The following is a 25,383-nucleotide window of genomic DNA, read 5'->3' on the forward strand; positions in this document are numbered from 1 at the left end:
CCTCCCGGCCCTGGGGGGCGCCCCGCCGGGCTCCGACCCGGCACGCGCGAGCCGACAACGGCACGAGCACCAGCAGCACCGGAAGCGCGAGGATCGTGAAGAGGTACTCGCCCGAGAACTGCGCGAACCCGATGAGCAGCAGCGCGGCCAGCGCGCCGCCGGCCAGCGCCCCGCGCTCTTCGACGATGTCCCGTCCGGCCCGCCTCAGCGCCCAGAGGGCACTGGCCGCCCAGGCGTTGAGGGCCGTCACGGCCAGCCCGAAGAACAGCAGGAAGGGCCCGAGGAGGAGCGGCTTCGGCGCCACCTCGTCGTCGAACGCGGTCCCTCCGGCGAAGAGCGGCCCCGCGACGCAGAAGTAGCAGAGGACCGCGATGGTCTCCAGGGCCAGGAACAGCAGCCCCGCGTACGCGACCACCGTGGCGAACCGCTTCATCTCACCCTCCCGCTGTTCGGTGTCAGTACCACAGGGAGTGCAGGTCACCGTCGTTGACGGAGAGCTGGCACCAGCCGCGCATCTGGCTCGCGGCCTCGGGGAAGGTCGCGTGGGCCTCGTTGATGTGGTCCCGGGCGTGCTGGCCGAAGAACCGGCCCACCGCGTTGTTGTGGTAGTCCATGGCATGGTGGGAGTTCGCCAGCTCGTCGGACATCTGCGGGGGCTTCGGCCCCGTCTCGTGCCGGTCGCCGAACCCCTTGGCCGTCTTCGAGCCCATGATGAGGGCCATCTGGCCGCTCCACACGCAGTGCCGGTAGGCGTCCCGCTTTCCACCGTTGCCGTTGCTGCCCGGCCAGTACCCGCCGGGCTGGCCCTCCTTGTCCGCGTGGTACTTGGCCATCTCAGAGGCGTCGTACGCCTGCAGACAGATGTTCCACCGGCTGGGCCACTTGCAGAACTCGCCCTCGGCGTCGTTCATGCCCGCGGGATAGCCGCTCAACGCCCTGGCCTGGGGGCCCGCCGCCGCGGCTCCCTCCATCGCCCAGTCCGGGGTGATCGCCAGGGCCGCGAGCTCCTCCGGCGACTTCGGCTGCTCGCCCGGGGGGACCACCTCGCCCGGGGCGAAGGCCTCGGTGGAGGAGTCCTTGGCCTCCTGGGCCACCGCGTCGGGGATGGCGGCGGTGCCGCCGAACACCGTGACGTCCTTCACCGTGACGCTGTGGTCGTCGGTGAACCAGGTCGGCCCGACCTCCAGGACGCCCGGGCTGGTGAGGATCGCGGGGCTGCCGTTCGCCGCCGCGTACGTCCCCGCCACGATCGCGTCCGTCGGGCTGCCGGTGCTGACCAGCGCCACCGAGTCGGGGTCGGGGATGAACCGGTCCGCGACCAGCGCGTTGGTCTCGACGTCGTTGGCGCCCTGGACGCCGCCCGACGTGCTCGGGTACGCACCCGCCGACGAGGCGCCGACGGTCGTCTTCGTCACCGCGGCCGGCAGCGAGTCGAGCCACGCCTTGATCGCGGGCTCCACCCCGGAGCCGAAGCTGTAGACCATCGCGCCGTCCACCGCGGCCACCGCCGTGGACGCGCTGAACGCCTCCTGCCACGAATCGACGTTGACGATGGTGACGTGCTTCGGGGACCCGATACCGTCACGGGCGATGGAGAGCGAGACCTGAGCCGCGTTCGTCCCCAGGAACCGCTGGGTGTTGTACCCCAGCGCCCGGATCTGCTGCTCCGTCCGGTCGGATATCGAGGACGTCCCACCGGGCAGATAGACCGTCCTGCCCGCCGGCAGGACGCGCTGCAACTCGGCGGCGACGCCGGCGTCGAGGCCGTCCTGCGGGTTGAGGAGCAGGGGACCGCGCTTGGCCTTGGCCAGCGGGATCGCACTCACCGGGTCGTGCCAGGCGTCGGCCCTGGCCACCACGGCGGACTCCGCCGAGTTCCCCCCGGCCACGCCGCGGTTGCGCCAGTACTTCTTGGAGGCGTTCACCGATGTCTCGAAGGCCGAGGCACCGGACACCCGCGACAGGCCGACCGGCTCCGTGTAACCGGGCATCGGCACCACCCGGAACGCCTCCATCCAGAGCGCCCTGCCGGTGGTGCCCACCTCCTGCCGGACCACCGAGCGGTAGTCGAGGGACTGCCAGCCGATGTCCTTCACGTGCCCGTCGGCCTTGTAGTAGTTGGCGTTGTCGCCGCCGAAGACCAGGGATTCGAGCGTCGGCCCGGCGATGCCGGACGTCCCGATCACGAGCTTCTGCCCGGTCGCCGCAGAGGGGACCCGGGCCGCGCCCTCCCACCCCACGCCCGACCAGTGCGACCGGACATCCAGCACGGCCTCCGGCTGGGCCGCCGCCCAGGCGAACTCGACGGCCTCGATCGGCTCGCCCCGGCCCGTCCAACCGGCGAATCCGTCGGACGAAGCCCCCGCCCACGGGCCCCATCCGATATTGCGCACGTGCGCGCGGTAGGCGAGCTTCCGCTCGCCGCCCGCCCCCGCGGCCGCGATCTGCTGGATGGCAGACCTGTCCTCGGGGGTCTGCCCCACGGCCTTCGGCGCGGTGGCGCCGACCGCGGCCGGCGCGGCCTGCGCCGGACCGACGCCGCCGACTCCCCCGGCCCCGACGCTGAGCGCGATCAGTACCGTCAGTGCGGGGACGAACTTCCGTGATCCACCGGTTCGGCGGGAAACCCGCCCTGCCCCCACCCGAAAGCCAGGCAATGAGTTGCCCGCCATTTATCGTCCTTTACATAGGCTTTACCGGCAAATGAGCGTGACTATAGCACTCCGTGAAGGCGGGGCGGGGTGGCGGAACTTTCCGAATCCATACGGCAAATGATGGGAAATCAGACGTTTCCTGTCATTCGCGTGCGATCCCGGGAGGGCCTCAGGCCGCGCTTGGGATCCGCCCCTGCCACAAGCCCGGCCGGTTCGTCCCTGAGCTGCTCGATCTCCCCCGAGTCCACGGCGGCGGCATGCCCGACCCGCAAGTCAAGTGATCAAATTGAGTTGACGACGTGCTACTGGCGGCTGTCGGGCTCCGTGCGGGCGTCGGGATCGGTGGGGACGGGCTCCGGGCCGGTGGCCGGGTCGCGGGTGCGCAGGTAGCGGGCGCCCGGGCCGGCCTCGCCGGCCCGGTCGGCGGCGTTGTAGAGGGCGCAGCGGGACAGCGAGAGGCAGCCGCAGCCGATGCAGCCGGTGAGTTTGGCCTTCAGCCGCTCCAGTTCGGCGATCTGCTCGTCGATCCTGCCCTGCCAGGACTCGGCGACCTTGTCCCACTCGGTGCCGCTGGGGGCCGGGCGCTCGGGGAGGCGGTCGAGGGCGACCTTCACCTCGTCCAGTGCGAGGCCGACCCGCTGGGCGGCGCGGATGAAGGCGATCCGGCGCAGCGTCCCCCGGGTGTAGCGGCGCTGGCCGCCGGAGGTGCGGGTGGCGTGGATCAGGTCGAGGCTCTCGTAGTAGCGCAGCGCCGAGGGGGCGAGGCCGCTGCGGGTGGCGAGCTGGCCGATGGTGAGGAGGTCGCTGTGGTGCGGGCCGGCGCCCCGGCGCCCGGCGGAGTGGGCGGTCATGGGAACTCACTGTAGCCGCTTGACCTCAAGTCGGCTTTAAGTCGCACCATCGTGGTCATGACGACGAACGCGACGGCCGGGGCCGTGAACGGGGCCCGGTTCGAGGACCTGTCGGCCCTGATGGGCCTGATGACCGGCGACGAGAAGCACGGTCCCGCCGCCACCTCCACCCTGGACGCGCTCTGGGTGCTGTACGACCGGGTCCTGCGGGTCACCCCGGCCACCGCCGAGGAGCAGGACCGGGACCGCTTCCTGCTCTCCAAGGGCCACGGCCCGATGGCGTACTACGCGGTGCTGGCGGCCAAGGGCTTCATCGACCCCGCCGTGCTGTCGAGCTTCGGCGGCTACGACTCGCCGCTCGGCCACCACCCGGACCGCACCCTGATCGCGGGCGTGGAGATCGCCTCCGGCTCGCTCGGTCACGGCCTGCCGCTGGCCGTCGGCACCGCGCTCGGGCTGCGGGCGCAGGGACTGGCCGACCCGGCGGTGTGGGTGCTGGTCGGCGACGCGGAGTTCGACGAGGGCTCCAACGCCGAGGCGGTGGCCTTCGCCGGGGCGTACGGGCTGGAGCGGCTGCACGTGGTGGTGATCGACAACTCCTCGGCCACGCACGGCTGGCAGGGCGGCATCGCCCAGCGCTTCGCGGCCGAGGGCTGGTCGACCGCGACGGTGGACGGCCGCGACCACGAGGCGCTGTACCGCGCCTTCACCGCCGAGCACCCGGGCCGCCCGCACGTGGTGGTCGCCAGGGTCGAGCCCAAGGACTCCTGAGCACCTCCCCCCAGCTCCGCCAACCCGCCCGCCAAGAAAGGCAGTCCATCGATGGACACCATGCGCGACCGCTTCGTCGACGTCACCACCCGCCTGCTGGACGAGGACTCCCGGCTGGCCCTGGTGCTGGCCGACATCACCGCGGCCGCCTTCGCCCCGGCCGAGGAACGCCACCCCGACCGGGTGGTCAACGTCGGCATCCGCGAGCAACTGCTGATCGGCGCGGCCGGCGGCCTGGCGCTCAGCGGGATGCGTCCGATCGCCCACACCTTCGCCAGCTTCCTCATCGAACGACCCTTCGAGCAGGTCAAGTTGGACCTGGTCCACCAGGGCGTCGGCGCCGTCCTGGTGAGCGCGTCCGGCTCCTACGACTGGCCGGCCGGCGGCCGGACCCACATGTCGCCGGGCGACGTCGCCCTGCTGGACACCCTGCCGGACTGGACCGTGCACGTGCCCGGCCACCCCGACGAGGCCGAGCGACTGCTGCGCCACGCCTACGCGGACGGCGACCGCGCGGTGTACGTCCGGCTCTCGGCGCACCAGAACGCGGCGCCGGTGGCCGTCGAGCCGGGCCGCTTCGCCACCGTCCGGACCGGCTCGCGCGGCGTGGTGCTGGCCGTCGGCCCGATGCTGGACGCGGTGCTGGCGGCCACCGAGGGCCTGGACGTCACCGTGCTGTACGCGGCGACGGTGCGTCCCTTCGACGCCGCCGGGCTGCGCGCGGCGCTGGGCGAGCGGACGGACGTGGTGCTGGTGGAGCCGTACCTGGCGGGCACCTCCGCCAACGAGGCGCACGAGGCGCTGGCCGACCGCCCGCGCCGGGTGCTGGCGCTGGGCGTGCCGCGCGAGGAGCACCGGCACTACGGCTCGATCCCGGAGCACCTGGCCGCCTACGGCCTGGACGCCCCGGGGCTGCGGGAGCGGATCGGCGCGTTCCTCCGCTAGGTCCTCGCGAGGCCCTCGTCGGGCCCTCGTCAGGCCCTCGTCGGGCCCTCGTCAGGCCCTCGTCGGGCCCTCGTCAGGCCCTCGTCGGGCCTTCGTCAGGTCCCCGCCCGGGTCGGCGCCCGGACGGCGACGATCGCCACCGCGTCCGGCGCCACCCGGACCGCTGACCCGTCCAGCGCCGTCGGCCCGAAGGCCGCCACCACCTCGCGCCCGGCGGCCCCCAGCGGCAGCGCGGCCTCGCCCGGCCCGAGGTTGACGGCGATCCGGTACGGCCCCCGGTGTGCCACCAGCCAGCCGGCCGCCTCGTCGAACTCCACCCGCACCGCGCCGAGGTCCGGGTCGGAGAGCTCCGGCCGCTCACGGCGAAGCCGGAGCAACCGCCGGTACCAGTCGAGCAGTTCGGCGTGCGGGGCGCGCCGGGGCTCGGTCCAGTCGAGCACCGAGCGCAGCACGGTGGCGGGCTCCTGCGGATCGGGGACGGCCTCGGCGGCCCAGCCGTGTTCGGCGAACTCCCGTCGTCGGCCCTGCCGGACGGCTTCGGCGAGCGCCGGGTCGGTGTGGGCGGTGAAGTACTGCCAGGGGGTGGCGGCGCCCCACTCCTCGCCCATGAACAGCATCGGGGTGAACGGCGAGGTGAGCACCAGTGCGGCGCCGCAGGCGAGCCGGCCGGGGGAGAGGCTGGTGGAGAGGCGGTCCCCGAGCGCGCGGTTGCCGACCTGGTCGTGGGTCTGGAGGTAGCCGAGCAGCCGGTGCCCGTCGCCGAGGGGGGTGAACGGGCGTCCGTGGCGGCGGCCGCGGAAGGAGGACCAGGTGCCGTCGTGGAAGAACCCCCGGGTGAGCGTCTTGGCGACGGCGGCGAGCGGCTCGCGCGCGAAGTCCGCGTAGTAGCCCTGGGATTCGCCGGTGAGCGCGCCGTGCAGGGCGTGGTGGAAGTCGTCGCTCCACTGCGCGGTGAGGCCGTGGCCGCCGGCCTCGCGCGGGGCGGTGGTGGCCGGGGCGTTGCGGTCGGACTCGGCGACCAGGAACAGCGGCCGGTTGGTGGCGACCGCCAACTTCTGTACCTCGTAGGAGAGTTCCGCCAGGAAGTGGACGGCGCTGTCGTCTGCGAGGGCGTGCACCGCGTCCAGCCGCAGCCCGTCGATCCGGTAGTCGCGCAGCCAGGCCAGCGCGCTGCCGATCAGGTAGGCGCGCACCTCGTCCGAGCCGGGAGCGTCCAGGTTGACCGCCGATCCCCACGGGGTGTGGTGCCGGTCGGTGAAGTAGGGGCCGTACGCGGGAAGGTGGTTGCCGGAGGGGCCGAGGTGGTTGTGCACCACGTCCAGGACCACGCCGAGGCCCTTGCGGTGGGCGGCGTCCACGAAGCGCTTGAGTCCCTCGGGGCCGCCGTAGGGCTCGTGGACGGCCCAGAGCGAGACCCCGTCGTAGCCCCAGCCGTGCCGGCCGGGGAACGGGCAGACCGGCATCAGCTCGACGAAGTCCACGCCCAACTCGACCAGGTGGTCGAGGCGTTCGGCGGCGGCGTCGAAGGTGCCGCGGGTGGTGAAGGTGCCCACGTGCAGCTCGTACAGCACCGCGCCGGGCAGTGCCCGTCCGCGGTGGCCGGTGGTCGACCAGCGGAACGCGGTGTGATCCACCGGGCGGCTCGGGCCGTCCGGGCCGTGCGGCTGGCGGGGTGAGCGCGGGTCGGGCAACGGCGGGCCGTCGTCGAGCCGGAAGGCGTAGTCGCCGGCCGGGGCCTCGCCGGACCACCACCCCGGACGGTCCGGGCAGCGGGCCAACGCGTAGGCGAAGCCGTTGACTTCGACCCGCACCCGGGACTCGGCGCGCGGCGCCCACACCTCGTAGGCCGGCATCAGCCCCTCCTCGTCAGCAGTGCCACCGGGGAGGACGCCAGCAGCCGCGCCACCGGGACCGGGCCGGCCGGGAAGGTCCGGAGGGTCAGTTCGTCCGACCACGGCCCGCCGGCCGGCAGCTCCAGCGCGGTGTCCCGCCAGCCGCCCGCCCGTTCCAGCCGGTGGGGCAGCCGGGTGACGGCGGTGACGACGTCGTCGCCCCGGGCGAAGACGAGCAGGTGCTCCGCGGCGGGGCCGGTGGCGGCCAGCGGCCGGTACGGGCCGAGGGGACGACCGCGGCGCAGGTGCAGCGCGGTGGTGGTGAGGTGCAGCTTCTCCCGGGCGAGGTCGCCGGGGCGCGGCGCGGCCGCGTCGGTGAGCCGTACGGCGAGCGCGCCGAAGTCCACCGCGCCCCGGTTGTCCGGGTCGACCAGGGTGTACAGCGGCTCCTCGCTGCCCTGGTAGAGGTCCGGCACGCCCGGCACGGTGAGGTGCAGCAGCGCGGCGGCCAGGGTGTTGGCGCGGGCGTACGGGGCGAGGGCGTGCACGGCGCCCTCGATCCGGGGGAGCAGCCCGGGGTTGGCGTAGGCGGCGCGGGCCCGCTGTTCCAGCTCCTGCTCGTAGTGCGGGTCGGGGGCGGTCCAGGAGGTGTGCCGCTTGGCCTCGCGGGCGGCCTTGAGCAGGGCGGCGACCAGCCGGTCCGGGGAGATCGGCCAGGCGGCGACCAGGGTGTGCCAGAGCAGCCAGTCGGCGTCCGGGTCGGAGCCGGGCCCGGCGGCGGTGGACCAGGCGGCGGCCTCCGCGGCCCAGGCGTCCGGCCGTTCGGTGAGCGCGGTGAGCCTGGCCCGGGCGTCGGCGCTGCGCTTGGTGTCGTGGGTGGAGAGCACCGTCATGCTGTGCGGCCAGGCGCGCTCCAGGTAGTGGCACCAGTCGTGGAACTCCGCCGGGCGCAGCCCGGGCCGGGCGGGCTCGCCGCCGACCTCGTTGAGGCCGGGCAGCGCGTTCCAGCGGTAGAAGGCGGTGTCCTCGACACCCTTGGCGGCCACCGCGGCGGCGGTCTGGGCGAAGCGCACGCAGAACTCGTCCTTCTCGGCGCCGCGGCCCAGTTCGCCGAGGGCCAGCGCGGCCAGCAGACGGTCGGTGGGGTCGGCGGAGCCGTCCAGCGCGGCCCGCAGCTGCCGCGTCGAGACGGCCGGGACGGTCTCGCCCGGCCGGGCGTAGGGCCGGTACGCCGGGTAGCCGGTGAGCAGCCGGCCGAGCGCCGCGCGCAGCTGCCCGGGGGAGTGGTCGGCGTGCGCGGGTTCGGCGGCGCCGATCCGCAGCGCGATCCGCACCAGCCGCTCGACCTCGGCGGCGAGTTCGCCGTCCGGCCCGGTCATGTCGGCGCGCCCGCGCCGGGCGGCGGCGATCGCCGGGTGAGGGTCCTCGCAGAGGTCCCGGACCGGGCCGCCGTGCAGGAAGGACTCGTACGCCCCGGCCAGCCGGCAGGCGCCCGCGTGGTCGGTGAGCACGCCGTCGATCCGGCGCAGCGCGTCGTAGCCGGTGGTGCCGGCGACCGGCCAGTCCTCGGGCAGCCGTTCCTCGCCGGTGAGGATCTTCTCGACCACGACGTACGCCCCGCCGGTCGCCTCGGTGAGGCGCCGCAGGTAGCCGAGCGGGTCGGCGAGCCCGTCCGGGTGGTCGATCCGGAAGCCGTCCAGGACGCCGTCGGCGTGCAGTGCGAGCAGCACGGCGTGGGTGGCGGCGAACACCTCCGGGTCCTCGGCGCGCAGCGCGATCAGCTCGTTGACGGTGAAGAACCGCCGGTAGTTGAGCTCGGTGCGGGCCAGGCGCCACCAGGCGAGCCGGTACCACTGGCGGGCGAGCAGCTCGGGCAGCGGCAGGTCCTCGGTGCCGGCGCGCAGCGGCAGCTCGTGCCGGTGGTAGCGCAGCACGCCGGTGTCCACGGTGAGCTGGTCCAGGACGGCGCCGAGCCGGTCGCCGAGCAGCGGCAGCAGCACCCGGCCGCGCCCGGGGGCGTCGGCGGGGCCCGTCTGGGCGGTCCAGTCGATGTCGAACCAGCGCGCGTACGGCGAGTCGGGCCCGTCGCGCAGCACCTGCCACAGCGGCCGGTTGAGCCGTTCGGGGGCGGGCACGGCCATGTGGTTGGGCACCACGTCGGCGATCAGCCGCAGCCCGTGGCGGTGCGCGGCGGCGGCCAGTTCGCGCAGCGCGGGCTCGCCGCCGAGCTGCTCGCTGATCCGGGTGTGGTCGACGGTGTCGTAGCCGTGGGTGGAGCCGGGAACGGCCTCCAGCAACGGGGAGAGGTGCAGGTGGGAGACGCCGAGGGCGGCCAGGTAGGGGACGGCGGCGGTGGCGTCGCGCAGGGTGAACCCGGGCTGGAGCTGGAGGCGGTACGTGGAGGACGGGACGGTGGCGGCCGGGCGGGGCTGCGGGGGCTCGGCGGCGGGGGTCATAGCTCCATAGGTACCCGGGGGAGGCCGCCACCAAGACCCGCTGCTGGCCCGAACAGGTGACCGCCCGGGGCCGTTCGCGGGCCCGGTGCGGTGCGCCGCCCGGGTCGCCGAGGCGGCCGGTCGTAGCGGCGCGGGTCCGGCCGTGCCGGTCGTCCGGGCGTGGGTCCGGCTGTGCCTGCCGTCGTGGCGGCGCGCGCGCCGGGCTACGCGGGGCGCTGCAGCACCATCAGCGAGCGGTCGGTGAGCCACAGGGCGTCCCCGGCCTTGATCCGGGCCCCGGTGCCCGGGGCGGGCAGCCGGGGCTGGGCGGTGTCGACGACGATCTGCCACTCCTGCCCGTGCCCGGCGGGCACGGTGAACTCCAGCGGTTCGAAGTGGGCGTTGAACATCAGCAGGAAGGAGTCGTCGACGATCCGCCCGCCGCGCCGGTCCGGTTCGGAGATCGCGTAGCCGTTGAGGAAGACGGTCAGCGACTTGGCGTAGTTGGCGCCCCAGTTGCGCTTGGTCATCTCCTCCCCGGCCGGGGTGAACCAGGCGATGTCGGTGAGGTCGTCGAACCCCCCGGAGGCGGGCAGCGGCCGGCCGTGGCCCGACGCCGGCCGGCCGTGCCCCGACACGGGCCGGCCGTGGAAGAACCGCCGCCGCCGGAACACCGGGTGGTCGCGGCGCAGCCAGATCATCCCCTGGGTGAACTCCAGCAGCCGCGCCCGCGGCCCGTCTCCCTCGGGCCAGTGCACCCAGGTGAGCTCGTTGTCCTGGCAGTAGGCGTTGTTGTTGCCCAGCTGGGTGCGGCCGAGCTCGTCGCCGTGGGAGAGCATCGGCACGCCCTGGGAGAGCATCAGGGTGGCGATGAGGTTGCGCTGCTGGCGCGCCCGCAGCTCCTCGACGCCCGGGTCGGTGGCCGGTCCCTCGACACCGCAGTTCCAGGAGCGGTTGAAGGACTCGCCGTCCCGGTTGTCCTCGCCGTTGTCCTCGTTGTGCTTCTCGTTGTACGAGACCAGGTCGCGCAGCGTGAAACCGTCGTGGCAGGTCACGAAGTTGATCGAGGCGATCGGGCGGCGCCCGTCGTCCTGGTAGAGGTCTGAGGAGCCGGTCAGCCGGGAGCCGAACTCGGCGAGGGCCGCGGTCTCGCCGCGCCACAGGTCGCGCACGGTGTCCCGGTACTTGCCGTTCCACTCCGTCCACAGCGGCGGGAAGTTGCCCACCTGGTAGCCGCCCTCGCCGAGGTCCCAGGGCTCGGCGATCAGCTTGGCCTGGGAGACCACCGGGTCCTGCTGGACCAGGTCGAAGAAGGAGGAGAGCCGGTCCACCTCGTGGAACTGGCGGGCGAGGGTGGCGGCGAGGTCGAAGCGGAAGCCGTCCACGTGCATCTCGGTGACCCAGTAGCGCAGCGAGTCCATGATCAGCTGGAGCACGTGCGGGCTGCGCATCAGCAGGCTGTTGCCGGTGCCGGTGGTGTCCTCGTAGAAGCGCTGGTCCCGGGCGAGGCGGTAGTAGGAGGCGTTGTCCAGGCCGCGCAGCGACAGCGTCGGGCCCAGGTGGTTGCCCTCGGCGGTGTGGTTGTAGACCACGTCGAGGATCACCTCGATCCCGGCCGCGTGCAGCGCCTTGACCATGGACTTGAACTCCTGCACCTGCTGGCCGCGGTCGCCGGTGGAGGAGTAGGAGGAGTGCGGGGCGAAGAAGCCGACGGTGTTGTAGCCCCAGTAGTTGGACAGGCCCAGGTCCCGCAGCCGGTGGTCGCGGACGAACTGGTGCACCGGCATCAGCTCGATCGCGGTGACGCCGAGCTTGGCCAGGTGCTCGATCACCGCCGGGTGGGCCAGGCCGGCGTAGCTGCCCCGGATCTCCTCGGGGATGCCCGGGTGCAGCCGGGTGAGGCCCTTGACGTGGGCCTCGTAGATGACGGTGCGGTGGTAGTCGGTGCGCGGCGGTCGGTCGGTGCCCCAGTCGAAGTACGGGTTGATCACCACCGAGTGCATCGTGTGCGGGGCGGAGTCCAGGTCGTTGCGGCGCTCGGGGGCGCCGAAGTGGTAGCCGTAGACCGACTCGTCCCAGTCGATGTGCCCGCTCATCGCCTTGGCGTACGGGTCCAGCAGCAGCTTGGCGCTGTTGTGCCGCTGGCCCAGGCCCGGGTTGTACGGGCCGTGCACGCGGAAGCCGTAGCGCTGGCCGGGCTGGACGCCGGGGAGGTAGGCGTGCCGGACGAAGGCGTCCGTCTCGCGCAGTTCGACGGCCGTCTCGGAGCCGTCCTCGCCGATCAGGCACAGCTCGATCCGGTCGGCGCTCTCGGAGAACACCGCGAAGTTGGTGCCGGCCCCGTCGTAGGTGGCGCCGAGCGGGTAGGGCGTGCCGGGCCAGACCTGCATGAAGTCCTCAACTCCCTTCTGTCGTAAGGAAACTGACAGTTGGTCCGACAACCATCCCGGACCCGTGCGCTCTCTTCCCGGCCGGGCGGCCGGGCATGTGCGACGCTCGCGCGCCGTGACGCACGGCACAGCCCGCAATACTCCCCGAGCGCTTCCCCGGAGGCCGGGAGGTAGTGCCGGGGTTCGCCCGAACGGGTGTCCGGCGGTCATTCCTGTGAAGATCCGGGACGGCCGGTGGCGCGGGAGGGGCCGGTGGCGCCCGTGAGCCCGCCGGGGATCCGGCTGCGGGTGGCTCGCGGCGGGCAGTACCCTTGATCGTCCGGCCGCCCCGGCCGACCCGGTGCTTGTCAACGGCCTGTCAACGGCCCCCGCTCCCGCGGGGGTCAGCCGCAGATGAGGTGGCGCATGGTGTTCCCCGCTGGCGGCCGTGGCTCCGGGCCCGGTGGCCCCGACCGGGGCGCGGCCCGCAGCGAGGCGCCCACGGTCGTCATGCGCCCCACCCTGACCGGCCGGACCCTGGTGCCCGCCCAGGCCGGGCCCGTCGAGATACCCGCACTGGCCTGGTCCGCCGGTGAGTGGGAGGACGCCTACCAGCGGGTCCGGCTGTCCGGCCGCGCCTACGTCTGGCTCAACCTGGTCGAGCAGCGGCTGCGCGCCCTGGTCGACGAGGTGCTGCACCCGATCTACGCCCCCGCCCACGGCGAGGACTGGGTCACCGCCGCCGCCGGACCGGCCGGCGAGGAGTGGGCCCACCGGGCCGGCGCCGTGCGCGAGGTCAGCCGCCGCAAGGGCTACCTGCTCGACCCCGCCGACGACGACCCGCTGGTCTTCCTCACCCTGCCCCAGCTGCGCGAACTGATGGTCCAGCACTGGCCCTGCTTCGAGCCCTTCCTGGCCGACCGGCGCGAGATCGAACTCGCCCTCGACGAACTGGAGGTCGCCCGGCACGTCGTCTCCCGCAACCGGGTGCTCACCCAGACCGTGCTGGCCCAGACCGAACGGGCCGCCGCCCGGCTGCTCGCCGTGCTGGACGGCGGCACCGGCGGCGGGGTGCCCGCCGACGTGGTCGAATCCCTGGTCGCCGGCCGCTACGCCGACGTGGTCGCGGTGCACGCCGACCGGGTCCGGCTCCAGCGCGACCTGCCCGTGGAGGACCTGCTGGACGGCGCCCGCCGCCTCGACGCGCTCGGCATCGGCCTCGGCATGCTCTGCCAGAACTACACCGGCAAACGCCTGGTGCGCCTCGCCTCGGACGGCTGCCGGGTACGGCTGCTGTTCCTCAACCCGGCGAGCAGCGCCGTACGCCGACGCGAACGCGAACTCGGCCTCGGGCGCAACGAGTTGTCCCGATCCATCGAGATGAACATCATGCACGTGCGGCGGGTCCGGGCCCACCTGCGGGACCAGGGCGGCTTCGAGATCCGGGTCTTCGACGAGACCCCGCGCTTCACCGCCTACCTGGTCGAGGGCCCCCGCACCGCCGGCCAGGCGGGCGGGCGCCGCCAGGGCCGCGACCTCGGCGTCATCCAGCCCTACCTGCGCCGCGCCCGCGGCATGGAGTCCCCGGCCCTGGTGCTGCGCGGCGGCGCCGGCCAGCAGCCCGGCGGCACCGAGCCGGGCCTGCTGGAGGTGTACCGCGAGGAGTTCGAGGGCATCTGGGCCGACTCCCGGCCGGTGTCCTGAGAGAGGCGCCGGTCAGCGCGGTGACGCGGCTGCCGGACCGCGGGCCGTGAACAGCGACCCCGACTGGGGCCCGCGCCGGGCCGTGCGGCGAGCCCGGCGTCGAAGTGCCCGACCTGGTCCGTGGGCAGGGACCCGCGGATCTCTCTGATGGTCCGCGACGGGTGGGGACCGTCGGGGCGGCGAGGGGGGACGGGCGGGGTGCTCGCGGTCGGCTCCTTCGCCCGGGTCCGAGGACCGGCCCAGGGCGGCGGAGCCCCTGACCGGGCTCCCCGTGGGCCGGGTTGTCGGTGGGGCGGGTGATGATAGGGGCTGTTTCGGGAGACAGGACGGAAGGACACACCTGATGAGCTGGTGGCAGCAGCCACTGGTCGGCTTCGACCTGGAGACCACGGGCACCGACCCGGCCGTGGACCGCATCGTCACGGCCGCCCTCGTGGACACCGTCGGGGCCGACCGGGTGGGCGCCGCGCACTGGCTGCTCGACCCCGGGGTGCCGATACCCGCCGAGGCGGAGGCGATCCACGGGATCGGGGACGAGGTGGCGCGGAGCAAGGGCAGACCGGCGAAGGAGGCGGTGGAGGAGATAGCCGCCGCGCTGTGCGAGCGGATCGCCGACGGGCGGCCGGTGGTGGCGTTCAACGCCCCGTTTTATCCGCGCACTCAGAGTGCGTCTCACGTGTCTCATACTGCGGCGAGAGGTGGGCTGAAGACCAAGGTCGGACTGGGGGCCGTGCGATGAGTTGGATCAGCGGAGCGCTGGCCGGCTTCGACCTGGAGACGACAGGTACCGACGTAGAGATCGACCGCATTGTTACTGCTGCGATAGTGAGGCTGGAACCGGACGGGACCGTCTCGAAGGAGCAGACCTGGTTGGTTAACCCTGGGGTGGCGATTCCAGAGCAGGCATCGGCGATCCACGGCATCTCCACAGAGCGTGCCCGTGAGCACGGAATTCCGGCTGCGTCCGCGATCGAGGATATCGCGCACGCGGTTGCGGAAGTGCTGCGAGCAGGGACTCCGTTGGTGGTCATGAACGCGCGATATGACCTGTCGCTGCTGGACCGGGAGTGCCGACGCTACGCGATCGATACGGTCGGGGACCGGTTGGGTACGCCACCCTCGCCAGTTATTGATCCCCTGGTTCTGGACAGGCACGTGGACAAGTATCGCAAGGGAAAGCGGGCTCTCTATGCACTGTGTGCGCATTACGGGGTATCTCTTGATGATGCGCATAACGCGAGCGCTGACGCGCTGGCAGCGGCACGCGTGGCTCGACGTATGGGCGAGGCGTACTCATCTGTTGGTGCGATGAGGGTGACTGACATACACACGCTTCAGATCTATGCAGCTGCTGAGCAGTCCGCCTCTTTGCAGAATCACCTCAGGCAGACCTCTAATCCATCAGTGGTGATCGAAGCAGCGTGGCCGGTCATTCCACACGCGGACTGACCTAGCGCGTCATCATCCGCCAGTTGGACATTTTTTGCCGCGTTGCTGTTCCAGCGCGATGGGGTTCGGTAGTGTGATGGCTGCCAGGGCTCTCTAGGCGAGCTAGATCGACATTGTCAGACTGGGGCGGGATGCATGGCAGTTCGACCGTCAGCGGATGCATACCTAGACCTGGCCTGGCGTCGTCTCCGTGAAGGTCGAGGCCAATCGGAGATACCAGACATTATCAACTTGAATGACATCTCATCTTCATGGGATGACTTCCAGAGAAGGGTTCTACTTGCCCTTCAAGATGGCCAGGTAGGTCCCGACTACGTTGAGATAATTGATCTCCCCAAGAACTTTGTTGCGGTTCGTCCGATTGCTCGACTCTCCGTTCATGACCGACTTGTCTATGACACCCTTGTTTTCATGATTGCGCACCTGATCGAGAGGCAGCTTCGTCCCAGCGTGTTCAGTGCAAGGTGGGGTAATCGCGGCAAGGACTTTTGGGCCCCGATTAATTCATGGGTCGAGATGCAGAGGCGAGGCGTCCAGCTTATGGAAACCGCGCCATTTCGTCTTGCGCGAACCGATGTTGTGTCATTCTACGAGCATATTGACCTGGGTACGCTAGAGATTGATATACGTTCTAGCGGTGCAAGTTCGTGGATAGCAGATCGACTTTATCAGTACTTGGAAAGATTTCAGTCTTCTAGTCATGCCTGGGGGATCCCTCAGGGGCCAGACGCATCGGCCATTCTGGCTAACCTTTACCTGCTCCCAGTCGACGAGTTTCTTCATCGTCAAGGGATGGCCTATCTTCGGTATTCGGATGACATGATGATTTTCGATACGGATCGAGAAGCATTGCGAAATGTCATACACGAGATTAATTCGATCCTCAGGTCCCGTCGATTGACCATGTCGGCATCAAAGACCGCGATCTATGAACACGGTGAAGCGTTTAGACAGCTTGAGGACCTTGAGAAGGATGCCATAAATTATGGCATAGAAGTAAACGAAGAAGGTGCAGGGGAAAGGCTCTATAAACTCTTCACTGAGGCTGCACATGGCAAGCAAAGGGATCGCGATGTGAAGTTCTCCCTATTTCGTATGGGGAAGATTGGGGATGGCCGGGGTGTGTCATGGGTCACGGCCAATCTGAAAGAGAGTCACCATCTCGCTGGTTATCTTCTTCCATATCTGGAAAAGTTCCCCACCGAACGTGCTGAGGTCGAAAGAGCGATCATTTCGACCCTGCGGGCTATTTCGGAGCATCGCTATGACCACCTGGAGCAGAAGCTCCTGGAGGCGGCCACTCGACAGGAGATCAACTCGGTAAGCATCCGCGACGCGGCCTGGCAGATATTGGAGAACAAGAATAAAACCAGCCTGCCTCGTGAATTTGCAGCTCGGTACATTGGGCGAGTCAGTTCGGTGGCTGATGGGCAATTGTTGCGAAAGATGTACGAGAATGAAGCGGACGTGAATGTTCGCCGCGCATTGCTCGTGGCAATGTATGAGGCTCGCTCGATATCTCGGACGCTTCTGCGAAACCTTTCCGATTCGCAGTCTTCATTGTCATGGGTGAGCCGCTACCTGCTCAAGGACCCACTGGTGCCACTTCCTCGATAGGACAAAGATGGTTCGCCTTGTTATCTATCTCATGCTCTCAATTTTCACTGGAGCAGCAAGCTTTTTCATAGAAAATTCCACTGTCGTCAACATGACTGCGGGATTTGCGGTCGGAATGTTGATCCCCGTAGTGGAGGAGATCGGGAAGAACTGGAAACAAATCCGACACATCTGGTACTCCCTGCGGTATCGAAATCGCTCTATCCGGGTATCAACGGCATATCTCTTCCGAATCCTGATCGATGGCAAGTATCTCCTAATCCGAGGTTCGAGATATTCGAATCAGTTTCAGCCGGTTGGAGGAGTTCATAAGGTTTCGCTGCAGGGCAGCACGGCTCTTGCGTCGATGGGAGTCACGGGAGACGACCTGATTCCTGTCGATGCCGAAAGCGATGGGGACATTAGGGTTCGAGTTCCCGGTCGGCGATTGGTCGAATTCTTTAACTGGTTTAACTCGCGGGATGGTCGCGAAGACTCGCCGTGGAGGGAGTTTCAGGAGGAGCTGATAGCCGGCGGGGTGCTGCCCTCGTCCGTGTTTCCGCATATCATGCACAACTACATCCGGCGTGAGGTGGATAGGATTCGCTACAGCCCTTATGCGGATTCGCTTGAGATTCTTGTGGCAGATATCTACGAGCTTGTCCCAAATCGCGACCAGGAGGACGCATTGCGGCAGCTCGCGCTGAATGGCCACCCTGATATTCAATGGGTTACCGCGCAGCAAATTAGGCGCCGAGGGGCAACGCCCGGCCAGCCCCAGAGTGTTGAGATCGCTGACCACAGTCGACGCCTTTTGTAAATTGCAATATCGGTCCTCGATGTTCCGATATCATCTCGTGCCAGGCTGGTTGGTGAAGGATGGGCAAATCTTCGTGATTTTCTCTTGGTGGATTCAGCGGCGATCGATTCGACTAATGCGGGCATTGCATTCGATTGCTTGGGAGAGGCGCTGGTTTTCCAATGTGAGGAATTGTGCGTACTGGGCGAGAGTGTCAATCGATGATCGTAATTCGCGGACCTCTTGGGCGTGTTGTTGGCGGAGTCTTCGCTCGGCAGCTTTTAGAGCCTGCATCTCCTCAATGAGGGTTTTTGAAGGAGTGGCGGAGTTCTCCCGGTCGGCTACTAGCCTTTTGAACTCGGCCAGAGCGTGGGGATAACGGTAGGCGCTTGCTCTGCTCACGCCGGCTTCCTGAGCTAGTGTGGCGACGGTGAGGGATCCGTCACTCCGAGCAGCCTCTCCGCGGAGCAGACGATCTGAGGCGGCCCGAAGGGCAGACTCAGTGGATTCAGTCGCGGGCACAGTCGATCCCCTCGATCACTTTGGTGATATCACTCAAGTGCTCACGCAGAGCCGTGCGCTGAAGGTCGGACAGACCGACGAAAGCAAGCGCCCTTTTAGTGTCGCTGCGTGCGTCCTCCCATCCCTGACGATGCCGGGTCGTGATGGTTGAGTTTCCACAGCGATCCGGGCGGCAATTGTTCAGCATAGGTTGGTCTGCGCCGACGACAGTTCGACACAGCGCGGTTTCGGGCTGGTAGTAGCAGTCGTTCAGCGTCCCGACGTGCAGGGTGTGGGCCGAGGTCTTGAGCATGGCGTGGAGGCGACGCTCGTCGACCACTCGCCCCGGGAAATCCTGGAGTTCCTGCTGCACCCGGGCGAATTCGCTGTCAGTCCGCCTCCCGCCGGGCGCGGAAGAGTGGATGCCGGCTTTGAAGTCCTCGTAGCGCTCCACAACGTCTGCCAGGCGCGCCAGAGCCTCTTCGGCGGCGACCTCCGCGCGGAAGCCGGAGGGCGAAGTTCCCGCGTACCCTTCGAACATGGCCACGGAGAGATGCTTGTACTGAATCATCCCTGCGACGGTGCCGTACGGCTGGTGGGCGATGTGCCAAGCCACCGTTCTGCGGAACTGGCGGGTCGTGAGCTTCCACCGTTCCATGTCGATGTCGGGGACGGGAAAGCCGACGTTCGCGCAGTGCGCCAGGAACTCGTTCAGGTTGCCGTTCATCCGATTTGCAGAAATTGTCGAGTATGGCCGCCCTGGTACTGGTCGGCAGAAGAGCAGGTCCTGGTGGGGAAGTTGCTCCAGGACGTCGATCGCCCGCGCGACAGGATCGATGACCACCCAGGTCTCCGACACCCCTCGCCCGCCCTTGACCAGCTGCGAGCGCACCTTGTGCCGGACGACGACGCCGTCTGCGCTCCGCTCGGTGAAGTGGCAGCCATTACGGAGTTCCTTGACTTCGGAGTCACGCATGCCGGACAGATAGGCGATGAGGATGTAGCAGGCGGCGCGCAGGAGACGTTCCTCATGGGGAACCGCAGGAGGACTGAATCTCTCCCGCCAGGTGCGCCCGGTATGCGGGTGAGGGGCGATAGGTGTGTCCATCCCGCCAGGCTCAGGCCCGAGTCGCTCCAGAGCCCTGTTGATGTGGTCGCCATAGCAGCCGTCGGCAACCGCCCGGCCGGCTCCCGACTTCCGCATGATGTACGAGTACGCGGGAGTACCGGCCAAGTGCGGTTGGCGACCGGTGCCATCCAGCACCGGAACCCCTCGTCCCTCGGCCGCAAGGCCGCCGAGGTAGCTCTCCAATAGGGCGAGCGACAACCCTCGGGTTTCGCCCATGGATGATTCCAACTCCCTAAGTTCTGCACGGGCGTTGATGATGTCGGTTGCTGCGGTTTGAACGTAGAACAGGGCTGCCTGTACCAGTGGGGCGATGACCTGAGGTGGGATGCGGGGAGTCCGATTCTCCTGCTTGCCCACGGGTGGGCTGCCGATGATGCGGGAGAGGGGGCGGCCGTTCCACGGGTTGATCTCCAGCCTGTCGGTCGGCATAGCCTCCGTCGCGAGGTGAAGACGCCGGATCACCTGGAGCCGATGGCGCAGGCTGTCTGGGAGCATGTCTTCGTTGCGGCAGTGAAGGAGATAGGAGTCGAGAACGGGCTGGGTCACCATGGCCAGGCGAAGCCCGTCGTGCTCGGTGTCGAGGAATCGGAGGAAGCGCCGCAGACTCCACCACTCCGCCGCCACCGTCGAGATAGAGGGAAGCGGACCGTGAACGGGACGCGTGTTGAGCCGCCAGAAGAGGAATTCGCGAGCGGTCTCACAGCGGACCGGGTCGGCGAGTGACGCAAAATCGATGAGGAACTCGCTGGCATAGCGGTTCCCCGCGTGCCCGGCAACGGCGAGGTCCCAACTGCGGTCTCCGAACCGCGGCACGAGAGACGGGTCGGCAGCGAGGGGGCGTCCGGACAGAACAGGCGTTGAATCGGCAGGGCGGCTGACTCGGTGCTCACGTGGAAGTGAAGGTGCAGGCATCAGTGGCCTCCGAGCAGGTTGTGGGGCAGGAAGAGCAAGGGCTCGGAGGACTCGGCGATTGCCTTAGCGCTCAGGACGTCGCCCTCGCTGAAACTCGGGATGACCAGTTGCAGAATCTGTCGATGGGCCTTGCCGAAGCGCGCCGCCCACTCGGCCGCGGGTGTTCTGGCCCGTTCAGCCTCGATATGGTTCAGGAAGGCCAGGATCGCCGGCAGCTTCCTTCGCGTGATCACGGCATTACCGCACCCCAGACAGGCGAAGAAAGAGACCGGGCAGGGCTTTCCCTTGGTGCTGAACGGCGAGTCGAAGAAGCTACGGCAGGACGACAACCACAGGTCGGATTCGCCGGACAGGAGCGGCGGTAGATCTTCTGCGGCGATGCCGAGCAACTCATCAGAATCCATGGGGTGTTGAACGAGGTGTGCTTCCTCTTGAGGCGTCAGGATCGTGGGCGCCTGAGCATCGCTGAGGGCGTCCTGCAGCCCGTCGACCACGGCCTGCTCGTGGAGATCACGCAACGAGGGGATGTCCGCGTAGTGTGCCGCGGCGACGTCGGGTGAATGCCCTTGGACGAACGCGGACATCCTCCCACCAGTGACCTTGTAGACAGCCGCCTTGTAGGTTTTGCGAAGCCGGGACAGACACAGGTCAAGGGGTTGCCCTTCGTTGGTGAGACCGTGCACCGAGACGAAGCTCTGCGCCATGTGCGATCCCGTCCCAGGGCTGAGGCCAGTAGACAGGATTCCGTTCTTCGTTCGGAACTGCCACAGGGCTGGAGACCCAGTGACCTCCCTGACCGGGGCGGTTAGCCGGAGAGCCAACCGCAACAGCCCGCCGGGTGAATTGGGAGATCCGTCCCGTACCCGGATCGTGTTCCACTCCTGAGCGTGCCGGCGGCGCTTGAGGTATTCGACCTGCACGTAGCCGCGGTTGGGGTTCTTCAGGCAGCCCGAGGTGAGTTCTCTGGCCGCCTCCAACTCCATGCCGATCTCAAGGCAGAACAGCAGGAGGAGGGCGAACAGGTCGTGGCTGGTGGGGTATAGCAACTGCGCGAGTCGACCCGGACTATGCTTATCTGCCAGCGTGCCGCCGACGAGTTGGGCGAGCTGCTGTCTGGTGAATCGTCCCTCGCTCCGGTGGATCTCCCAGAGCACGTTGGCGTCGGAGTCCCACCCTGCCGTCCGAGGATCTTGCCCTTGCGTCAGAAGAGCCGGTCCATCCAGCGTCAGTCGTCGAACCGCGTGGTCGAGATCAACGCGTGCGGCCTTGCGTAACTGCTCCACGATGTTCGGTGGGTAGGCATCGCGGGGCGCGTACGAGCCGACAGGCCCGGCAGCGATGTAGGTGAGCCGCCGCACCATGACAGGCGACAGGACGGATTCCTTGTCACTCAGGCGCCGCAAGATCCAGACGATGTCAGCGAGGCGCGAGTACGGCGTTCGGGAGAACTCCGGATGCCTCTCCCGTAGGTGGCTCTCGAACCCGTCGAGGTGGCGTGGAAGGAGGTCGCTCGGGCTGAGCTCTATGGTTTCGGTGGAGTCGAGCCAGCGTGCCCATTCTCTACAGGAGCGGGCACGGTTGCGGAAGGTGTGCGGTGACCCAGTCCCACGTCCCACGTCGCAGGACGCCGCCAACTCGGTGCCCAGCGCTCGGAGTAACCGCTGCTGAGGCTCCTGCGTCCAGTCCACGTGGGCACTCCGGTTGTCCGGAAACGCGACCTCGATCCTCAACGGTCCGACCGTGGCCGGGGCCAGATCAGTTACTGGCTGAATCGGTGTGTTCAACCGGGCTCGACGCAGCCCGCGCCCTACCACGTGATCACCCCCTCTGCCGGCGGTAGAGAGTGGATCTCCTGCACAACCTGAGCCGCCGTCTGCGCGACCTCGGATGTCCATGAATCCACGGCGTTATCGATCAACGTCTGCGCTTGGTCGGTGCAGTCGAGATAGACGTAGGTCGTGGTGATCGAGGCGTGCCCTAGGAGACGGCGCAGGTGATCAAGCGGATCTCCGATGATCCGGCGGTATACACCGTCGGTCAGCTCATGCCTGTCCACCGAGCCGATCTGTTCGTGAATCAGCGCGGACAGGAGATGCACAGCGAAGGTGTGCCTGAGCACATGGGGTGTGACGGCGACGTCGATCCCGTATGCACGGCACCGCTCCGAGGCACGCACAAAGACGGACTCCCAGGCCGACAGGGAGACGGTCCGGGCTTCCTGCCCCAACCACATGCACGCAGGGCCGAGGGGAGCGCCGTGCTCGTCGACGAGGTACAGCCGGGTGCGGACTCCCGGCGGCACGCGTGACCACGGAACCCGTCGAAGTCTGCCGTCCTTCATCGGCATCCGTACCCCTCGTCTGTCGGCCTGGCTCCCCAGTACGGCGCCGGCCGGAAGGGGGCACCCTCGGGCGCGCCAGCGGTCGAGGATCAGGGAGCGCTCGATCTCGATGTAGTCGACCAAGGCACGGAGGACTCGGTTCGGCAGCATGATCCTGCGACCCTTGTCCCGTTTGGCAGTTGGTGGTGCCAAGTCGAACGGCACACTCTTCAGGCCGTTCGGGCTCGCCAGGGTGAGGAGTTCCGGCCAGCAGAGCGATGCGGCTTCCTCGATCCGCAATCCGGTGGTGACCAGGAGCTCCGCCATCACGACGTTCCGCTCGGCGTTACGGCCGCGAAAGGACGGATCGACGACTCCGGCCGGAAGCTGGCCGCGCAATCCGATGTCGCGAAGGGACGCGTAGCGAGGAACGGAGAGGAACCGTACGTCTCCACGCTTGGCTGCCTTCTCCATGGCGCGGTTGTTGCGGACGAGCACCTGTTGTCCGGAACCGATACGTCGTGAGCTCTCGTAGTACTTGAACGGGGTCCGGCCGATCAGCTCCTCGTCCACCGCCCAGGTGTAGAACTTGTCCAGAGCCGCCACGGCCCGGTTCCATGTCGAGGCGGAGACGACCTGTGTCGGGTCCGGCGAGACGCGTCGGGCTCGGTGGAACGCGGTCACGTCGTCACGGTCGGCATGCCAGACGGTCTTGCCCCGATGTTCGTGAAGGAAGCGCGCCCAGGTCAGCAGATCAAGAGCGTATGCGCGCCAGGAGTTCGGCGACCTCACCCCAAGGGTCGGCAAGGACCAGAGGAAGCGGTTGAGCTGGACGTCGTAGCTGCCGTCGTCGTCGAGGATGAATGGCGCACCAGCATGCAATCCGTGCCGTTCGAGTGCCGTCCGGGCATGGCTTACCCCGGCCGCTTCCAACGCTTCCGGGTTGGTGAAGAAGATCTCCATCTGATCGCACCCCCTGCCCCAGTAACGACAGCGGAGATCGTGAGACACGGGTGTGCGTGGATAAGGACTTCGACCTGTCGCTGCTCGACGCCGAGCTGCGCCGGTACGGGCTCGCGACGCTCGACGAGCGCCTGGGCCGGCCGGTCGGGCCGGTGCTGGACGCCCTGGTGATCGACCGGGCCGTGGACAAGTACCGCAAGGGCTCGCGCACCCTGCAACGGGTCTGCGAGCTGTACGGGGTCGAGCTGACGGACGCCCACGAGGCGGGCAGCGACGCGCTGGCCGCCGTCCGGGTCGCCGTGGCGCTGGCCGGGCGCTACCCGGCCGAGGTGGGGGCGGTGGAGCCCGCCGAACTGCACCGGCGGCAGATCGACTGGTACCGGCAGTGGGCCGAGGGCCTCCAGGCCTGGCTGCGCCGCGGCAAGGACCCGCGGGCCGTGGTCGACCCGCGCTGGCCCGCCCGGTGAGGTGCCGGCCGTCCGGCACACTGTCCGGATGACCGTTCGCCTCGCGCGCCCCGACGACCTGCCCGGCTTCCTCGCCCTCGCCGCCGAGGTCGAGCACTGGTTCGGCCCGATGGTCGCCGAACCGGGCTTCCACCGCGCGGTGCGCGACAGTGCCGACCGGGGTCTGGCGACCGTGGCCGAGGACGGCGAGGGGCTGCTCGGCGGCCTGCTGTTCGGCGCCGGCGGCGAGGGGCCGTACCACCTGCACTGGCTGGTGGTCGCCGGTCGCGCCCGGGGCACCGGCGTCGGCCGGGAGCTGGTCGAGGACGTGCTGCGCCGGCACGTCCGGGGCCCGGCCACCGTCGAGGTGGTGACCTTCGGCCCGGACCACCCCGGCGCGGTGACGAGCGGCGCCCGGGTCTTCTACGAGCGGCTGGGCTTCACCCCGGCCGAGGCCGCCGGCCCGGGCCCGGAGGGCGGCTCCCGGCAGGTCTACCGGCTGACCGTCGGCTGACGCGTCGGCACCATCACCGGCACCGGGCCGACCGGAGCCGGCACCGGGCCGACCGGAGCCGGCACCGGGCCGACCGGCCCGGGCCCGCCGGCGCTACGCGGCCGGGAAGTCGAAGGTGTACCCCTGCTCGACCAGCCAGGGCAGCAACTGCTTGAGCGCGGCCACGGTCTGGGCACGGTCGCCGCCGCCGTCGTGCATCAGGATCACGCCGCCGGGCTTGAGCTGCCGCTGCACGGCCGACACGATCGCCGGCACGCCCGGACGCGACCAGTCGCGCGGGTCGACGGACCAGCCCAGCGAGGACATCCCCAGGCCCGCGGTGATGTGCTCGTTGTCCGCGGTGAACCCGCCGCCCGGGGCGCGGAACCAGCCGACCTCGGTGCCGGGGCCGCCCGCCTGGACGATCATGTCCCGGGCGGCGGTGATCTCGTACACCGCCTTGTCGTGCGGGAGCTTCGCGAACGGCTGCGGGTGGTGGACGGTGTGGTCGCAGAGCCGGTGCCCGGCGGCCAGGATCCGCTTGACCACGGCCGGGTTGGCGGCGGCGTTCTGGCCGATCTCGCAGAACACGGCCTTGGCGTGGTACTGGGCCAGCAGGTCGAGGATCTGGCCGGTGGCCGGGCCGGGACCGTCGTCGAAGGTGAGCGCGACGGTGCGGCCGCCGGAGGCGGTGGAGCCGATCACGGTGCCCGCCCCGGTGTGCGGCGGCGGCGCGGCGGGCGAGGCCGGGGCGCTGCTCGGGGCGGTGGTCGGCGCGGTGGTCGGCGCGGCCGGGGTGGCCGGCGAGCTGGGCTTGGCGGAGACGGGCGAGCCCGTCGCCGTCGACGGGTGCGGCTTCGCCGGCGCCGTCGGAGCGGAGGGGGAGGCCGCGGCGGTGCCCGGAGGCACGGCGTCCGAGCCGGGTGCCGGCGCGATGGTGCCCGCCGCCGTCCCGCTGGGCCGGGCGGTCGCGACCGGTGCCCCGGAGGTCGCGGGGGCGCTCGACGACTGGAGCGCGCCGCTCGCGGTCCCGCACGCCGCCAGCCCCAGGGCGGCGGCCACCGCGACACAGCCCGCGAGCAGCCGGCGCCTGGAGCGGGACGGTCGGGTCGGCGCGGAGGGGTGGCGGGCGGTCCGGTGCATGGCGGCGGCTCCTGAGGTGCGAGTGCGGTGCCGGTCTCTCGGGTCAGGATGACTGTCCGATAGGACGCCGA

The 25,383-nt window shown here is 69.4% G+C and carries 20 protein-coding genes; 9 read left to right on the top strand and 11 right to left on the bottom strand.

The genetic code is table 11. The features are described from left to right. The 3 genes from ACFRMQ_RS11795 to soxR form a co-directional block, all read right to left on the bottom strand. On the bottom strand, positions 1-433 hold a 433-nt coding region (locus tag ACFRMQ_RS11795), incomplete at its 3' end, for a hypothetical protein (protein WP_380729629.1). A 22-nt stretch (positions 434-455) separates the two neighbouring features. Then, positions 456-2,483 carry a cell wall-binding repeat-containing protein gene (locus ACFRMQ_RS11800; RefSeq protein WP_380729631.1) on the bottom strand — a complete coding sequence of 676 codons (2,028 nt, stop codon included), beginning with the start codon at positions 2,481-2,483 and terminating at the stop codon, positions 456-458. Between the two features lie 473 nt (positions 2,484-2,956). After that, complete coding sequence (gene soxR, locus ACFRMQ_RS11805; RefSeq protein ID WP_380729633.1) at positions 2,957-3,505, bottom strand: redox-sensitive transcriptional activator SoxR; 549 nt, start codon at positions 3,503-3,505, stop codon at positions 2,957-2,959. Positions 3,506-3,562: 57 nt separating this feature from the next. Between soxR and ACFRMQ_RS11810 the strand changes: the two genes are divergently transcribed. Then, positions 3,563-4,276 carry a thiamine pyrophosphate-dependent enzyme gene (locus tag ACFRMQ_RS11810; protein ID WP_380729635.1) on the top strand — a complete coding sequence of 238 codons (714 nt, stop codon included), beginning with the start codon at positions 3,563-3,565 and terminating at the stop codon, positions 4,274-4,276. A 51-nt stretch (positions 4,277-4,327) separates the two neighbouring features. Next, entirely contained in the window at positions 4,328-5,221 is an 894-nt protein-coding gene (locus tag ACFRMQ_RS11815) for a transketolase family protein (RefSeq protein ID WP_380729637.1), read from the top strand. Between the two features lie 95 nt (positions 5,222-5,316). Here ACFRMQ_RS11815 and treZ read toward each other — a convergent pair whose 3' ends face one another. From treZ to glgX, 3 genes are all read right to left on the bottom strand, one after another. Continuing rightward, positions 5,317-7,074 (bottom strand): malto-oligosyltrehalose trehalohydrolase, encoded by a 1,758-nt coding sequence (gene treZ / locus ACFRMQ_RS11820; RefSeq protein WP_380729639.1) that lies wholly within the window; start codon positions 7,072-7,074, stop codon positions 5,317-5,319. Then, positions 7,074-9,509, bottom strand: coding sequence for a malto-oligosyltrehalose synthase (gene treY, locus ACFRMQ_RS11825; protein ID WP_380729641.1), 2,436 nt, complete (start codon positions 9,507-9,509; stop codon positions 7,074-7,076). The genes treZ and treY overlap by 1 nt, the downstream gene beginning before the upstream one ends. Positions 9,510-9,712: 203 nt before the next feature. Next, positions 9,713-11,878 (bottom strand): glycogen debranching protein GlgX, encoded by a 2,166-nt coding sequence (glgX, locus tag ACFRMQ_RS11830; RefSeq protein ID WP_380729643.1) that lies wholly within the window; start codon positions 11,876-11,878, stop codon positions 9,713-9,715. 489 nt (positions 11,879-12,367) lie between these two features. Between glgX and ACFRMQ_RS11835 the strand changes: the two genes are divergently transcribed. The 5 genes from ACFRMQ_RS11835 (at position 12,368) to ACFRMQ_RS11855 (ending at position 17,426) form a co-directional block, all read left to right on the top strand. Next, positions 12,368-13,561, top strand: a complete 1,194-nt coding sequence (locus ACFRMQ_RS11835) for an SAV2148 family HEPN domain-containing protein (protein WP_380729674.1) — start codon at positions 12,368-12,370, stop codon at positions 13,559-13,561. Between the two features lie 343 nt (positions 13,562-13,904). Further along, positions 13,905-14,300 carry an exonuclease domain-containing protein gene (locus ACFRMQ_RS11840; RefSeq protein ID WP_380729645.1) on the top strand — a complete coding sequence of 132 codons (396 nt, stop codon included), beginning with the start codon at positions 13,905-13,907 and terminating at the stop codon, positions 14,298-14,300. Further along, on the top strand, positions 14,297-15,010 hold the full coding sequence (locus ACFRMQ_RS11845) for an exonuclease domain-containing protein (protein ID WP_380729648.1): 714 nt from the start codon (positions 14,297-14,299) through the stop codon (positions 15,008-15,010). The genes ACFRMQ_RS11840 and ACFRMQ_RS11845 overlap by 4 nt, the downstream gene beginning before the upstream one ends. Before the next feature lie 231 nt (positions 15,011-15,241). After that, complete coding sequence (locus ACFRMQ_RS11850) at positions 15,242-16,627, top strand: RNA-directed DNA polymerase (RefSeq protein WP_380729650.1); 1,386 nt, start codon at positions 15,242-15,244, stop codon at positions 16,625-16,627. A gap of 7 nt (positions 16,628-16,634) precedes the next feature. After that, positions 16,635-17,426, top strand: coding sequence for a hypothetical protein (locus tag ACFRMQ_RS11855; RefSeq protein ID WP_380729652.1), 792 nt, complete (start codon positions 16,635-16,637; stop codon positions 17,424-17,426). A gap of 93 nt (positions 17,427-17,519) precedes the next feature. Here ACFRMQ_RS11855 and ACFRMQ_RS11860 read toward each other — a convergent pair whose 3' ends face one another. The 4 genes from ACFRMQ_RS11860 to ACFRMQ_RS11875 all read right to left on the bottom strand — a co-directional run bounded on the left by ACFRMQ_RS11860 (position 17,520) and on the right by ACFRMQ_RS11875 (position 23,230). After that, positions 17,520-17,807 (bottom strand): hypothetical protein, encoded by a 288-nt coding sequence (locus ACFRMQ_RS11860; protein WP_380729654.1) that lies wholly within the window; start codon positions 17,805-17,807, stop codon positions 17,520-17,522. 106 nt (positions 17,808-17,913) lie between these two features. After that, positions 17,914-19,848 carry a hypothetical protein gene (locus ACFRMQ_RS11865; RefSeq protein ID WP_380729656.1) on the bottom strand — a complete coding sequence of 645 codons (1,935 nt, stop codon included), beginning with the start codon at positions 19,846-19,848 and terminating at the stop codon, positions 17,914-17,916. Positions 19,849-19,946: 98 nt separating this feature from the next. Further along, positions 19,947-21,350, bottom strand: a complete 1,404-nt coding sequence (locus ACFRMQ_RS11870; protein ID WP_380729658.1) for a hypothetical protein — start codon at positions 21,348-21,350, stop codon at positions 19,947-19,949. Between the two features lie 404 nt (positions 21,351-21,754). Further along, complete coding sequence (locus ACFRMQ_RS11875) at positions 21,755-23,230, bottom strand: tyrosine-type recombinase/integrase (protein ID WP_380729660.1); 1,476 nt, start codon at positions 23,228-23,230, stop codon at positions 21,755-21,757. A gap of 56 nt (positions 23,231-23,286) precedes the next feature. Here ACFRMQ_RS11875 and ACFRMQ_RS11880 point away from each other — a divergent pair, with 56 nt between their 5' ends. Further along, a complete protein-coding gene (locus ACFRMQ_RS11880) occupies positions 23,287-23,697 on the top strand; it encodes a hypothetical protein (protein ID WP_380729662.1) in 411 nt (136 codons plus the stop codon). Positions 23,698-23,725: 28 nt separating this feature from the next. Beyond that, entirely contained in the window at positions 23,726-24,190 is a 465-nt protein-coding gene (locus tag ACFRMQ_RS11885; protein WP_380729664.1) for a GNAT family N-acetyltransferase, read from the top strand. A 93-nt stretch (positions 24,191-24,283) separates the two neighbouring features. Here the strand turns inward: ACFRMQ_RS11885 and ACFRMQ_RS11890 are convergent, their stop codons facing one another. After that, complete coding sequence (locus ACFRMQ_RS11890; protein WP_380729666.1) at positions 24,284-25,312, bottom strand: polysaccharide deacetylase family protein; 1,029 nt, start codon at positions 25,310-25,312, stop codon at positions 24,284-24,286. Between the last annotated feature and the right edge of the window lie 71 nt (positions 25,313-25,383).

It is taken from the genome of Kitasatospora sp. NPDC056783 (assembly GCF_042789895.1).
GTDB lineage: Bacteria > Actinomycetota > Actinomycetes > Streptomycetales > Streptomycetaceae > Kitasatospora.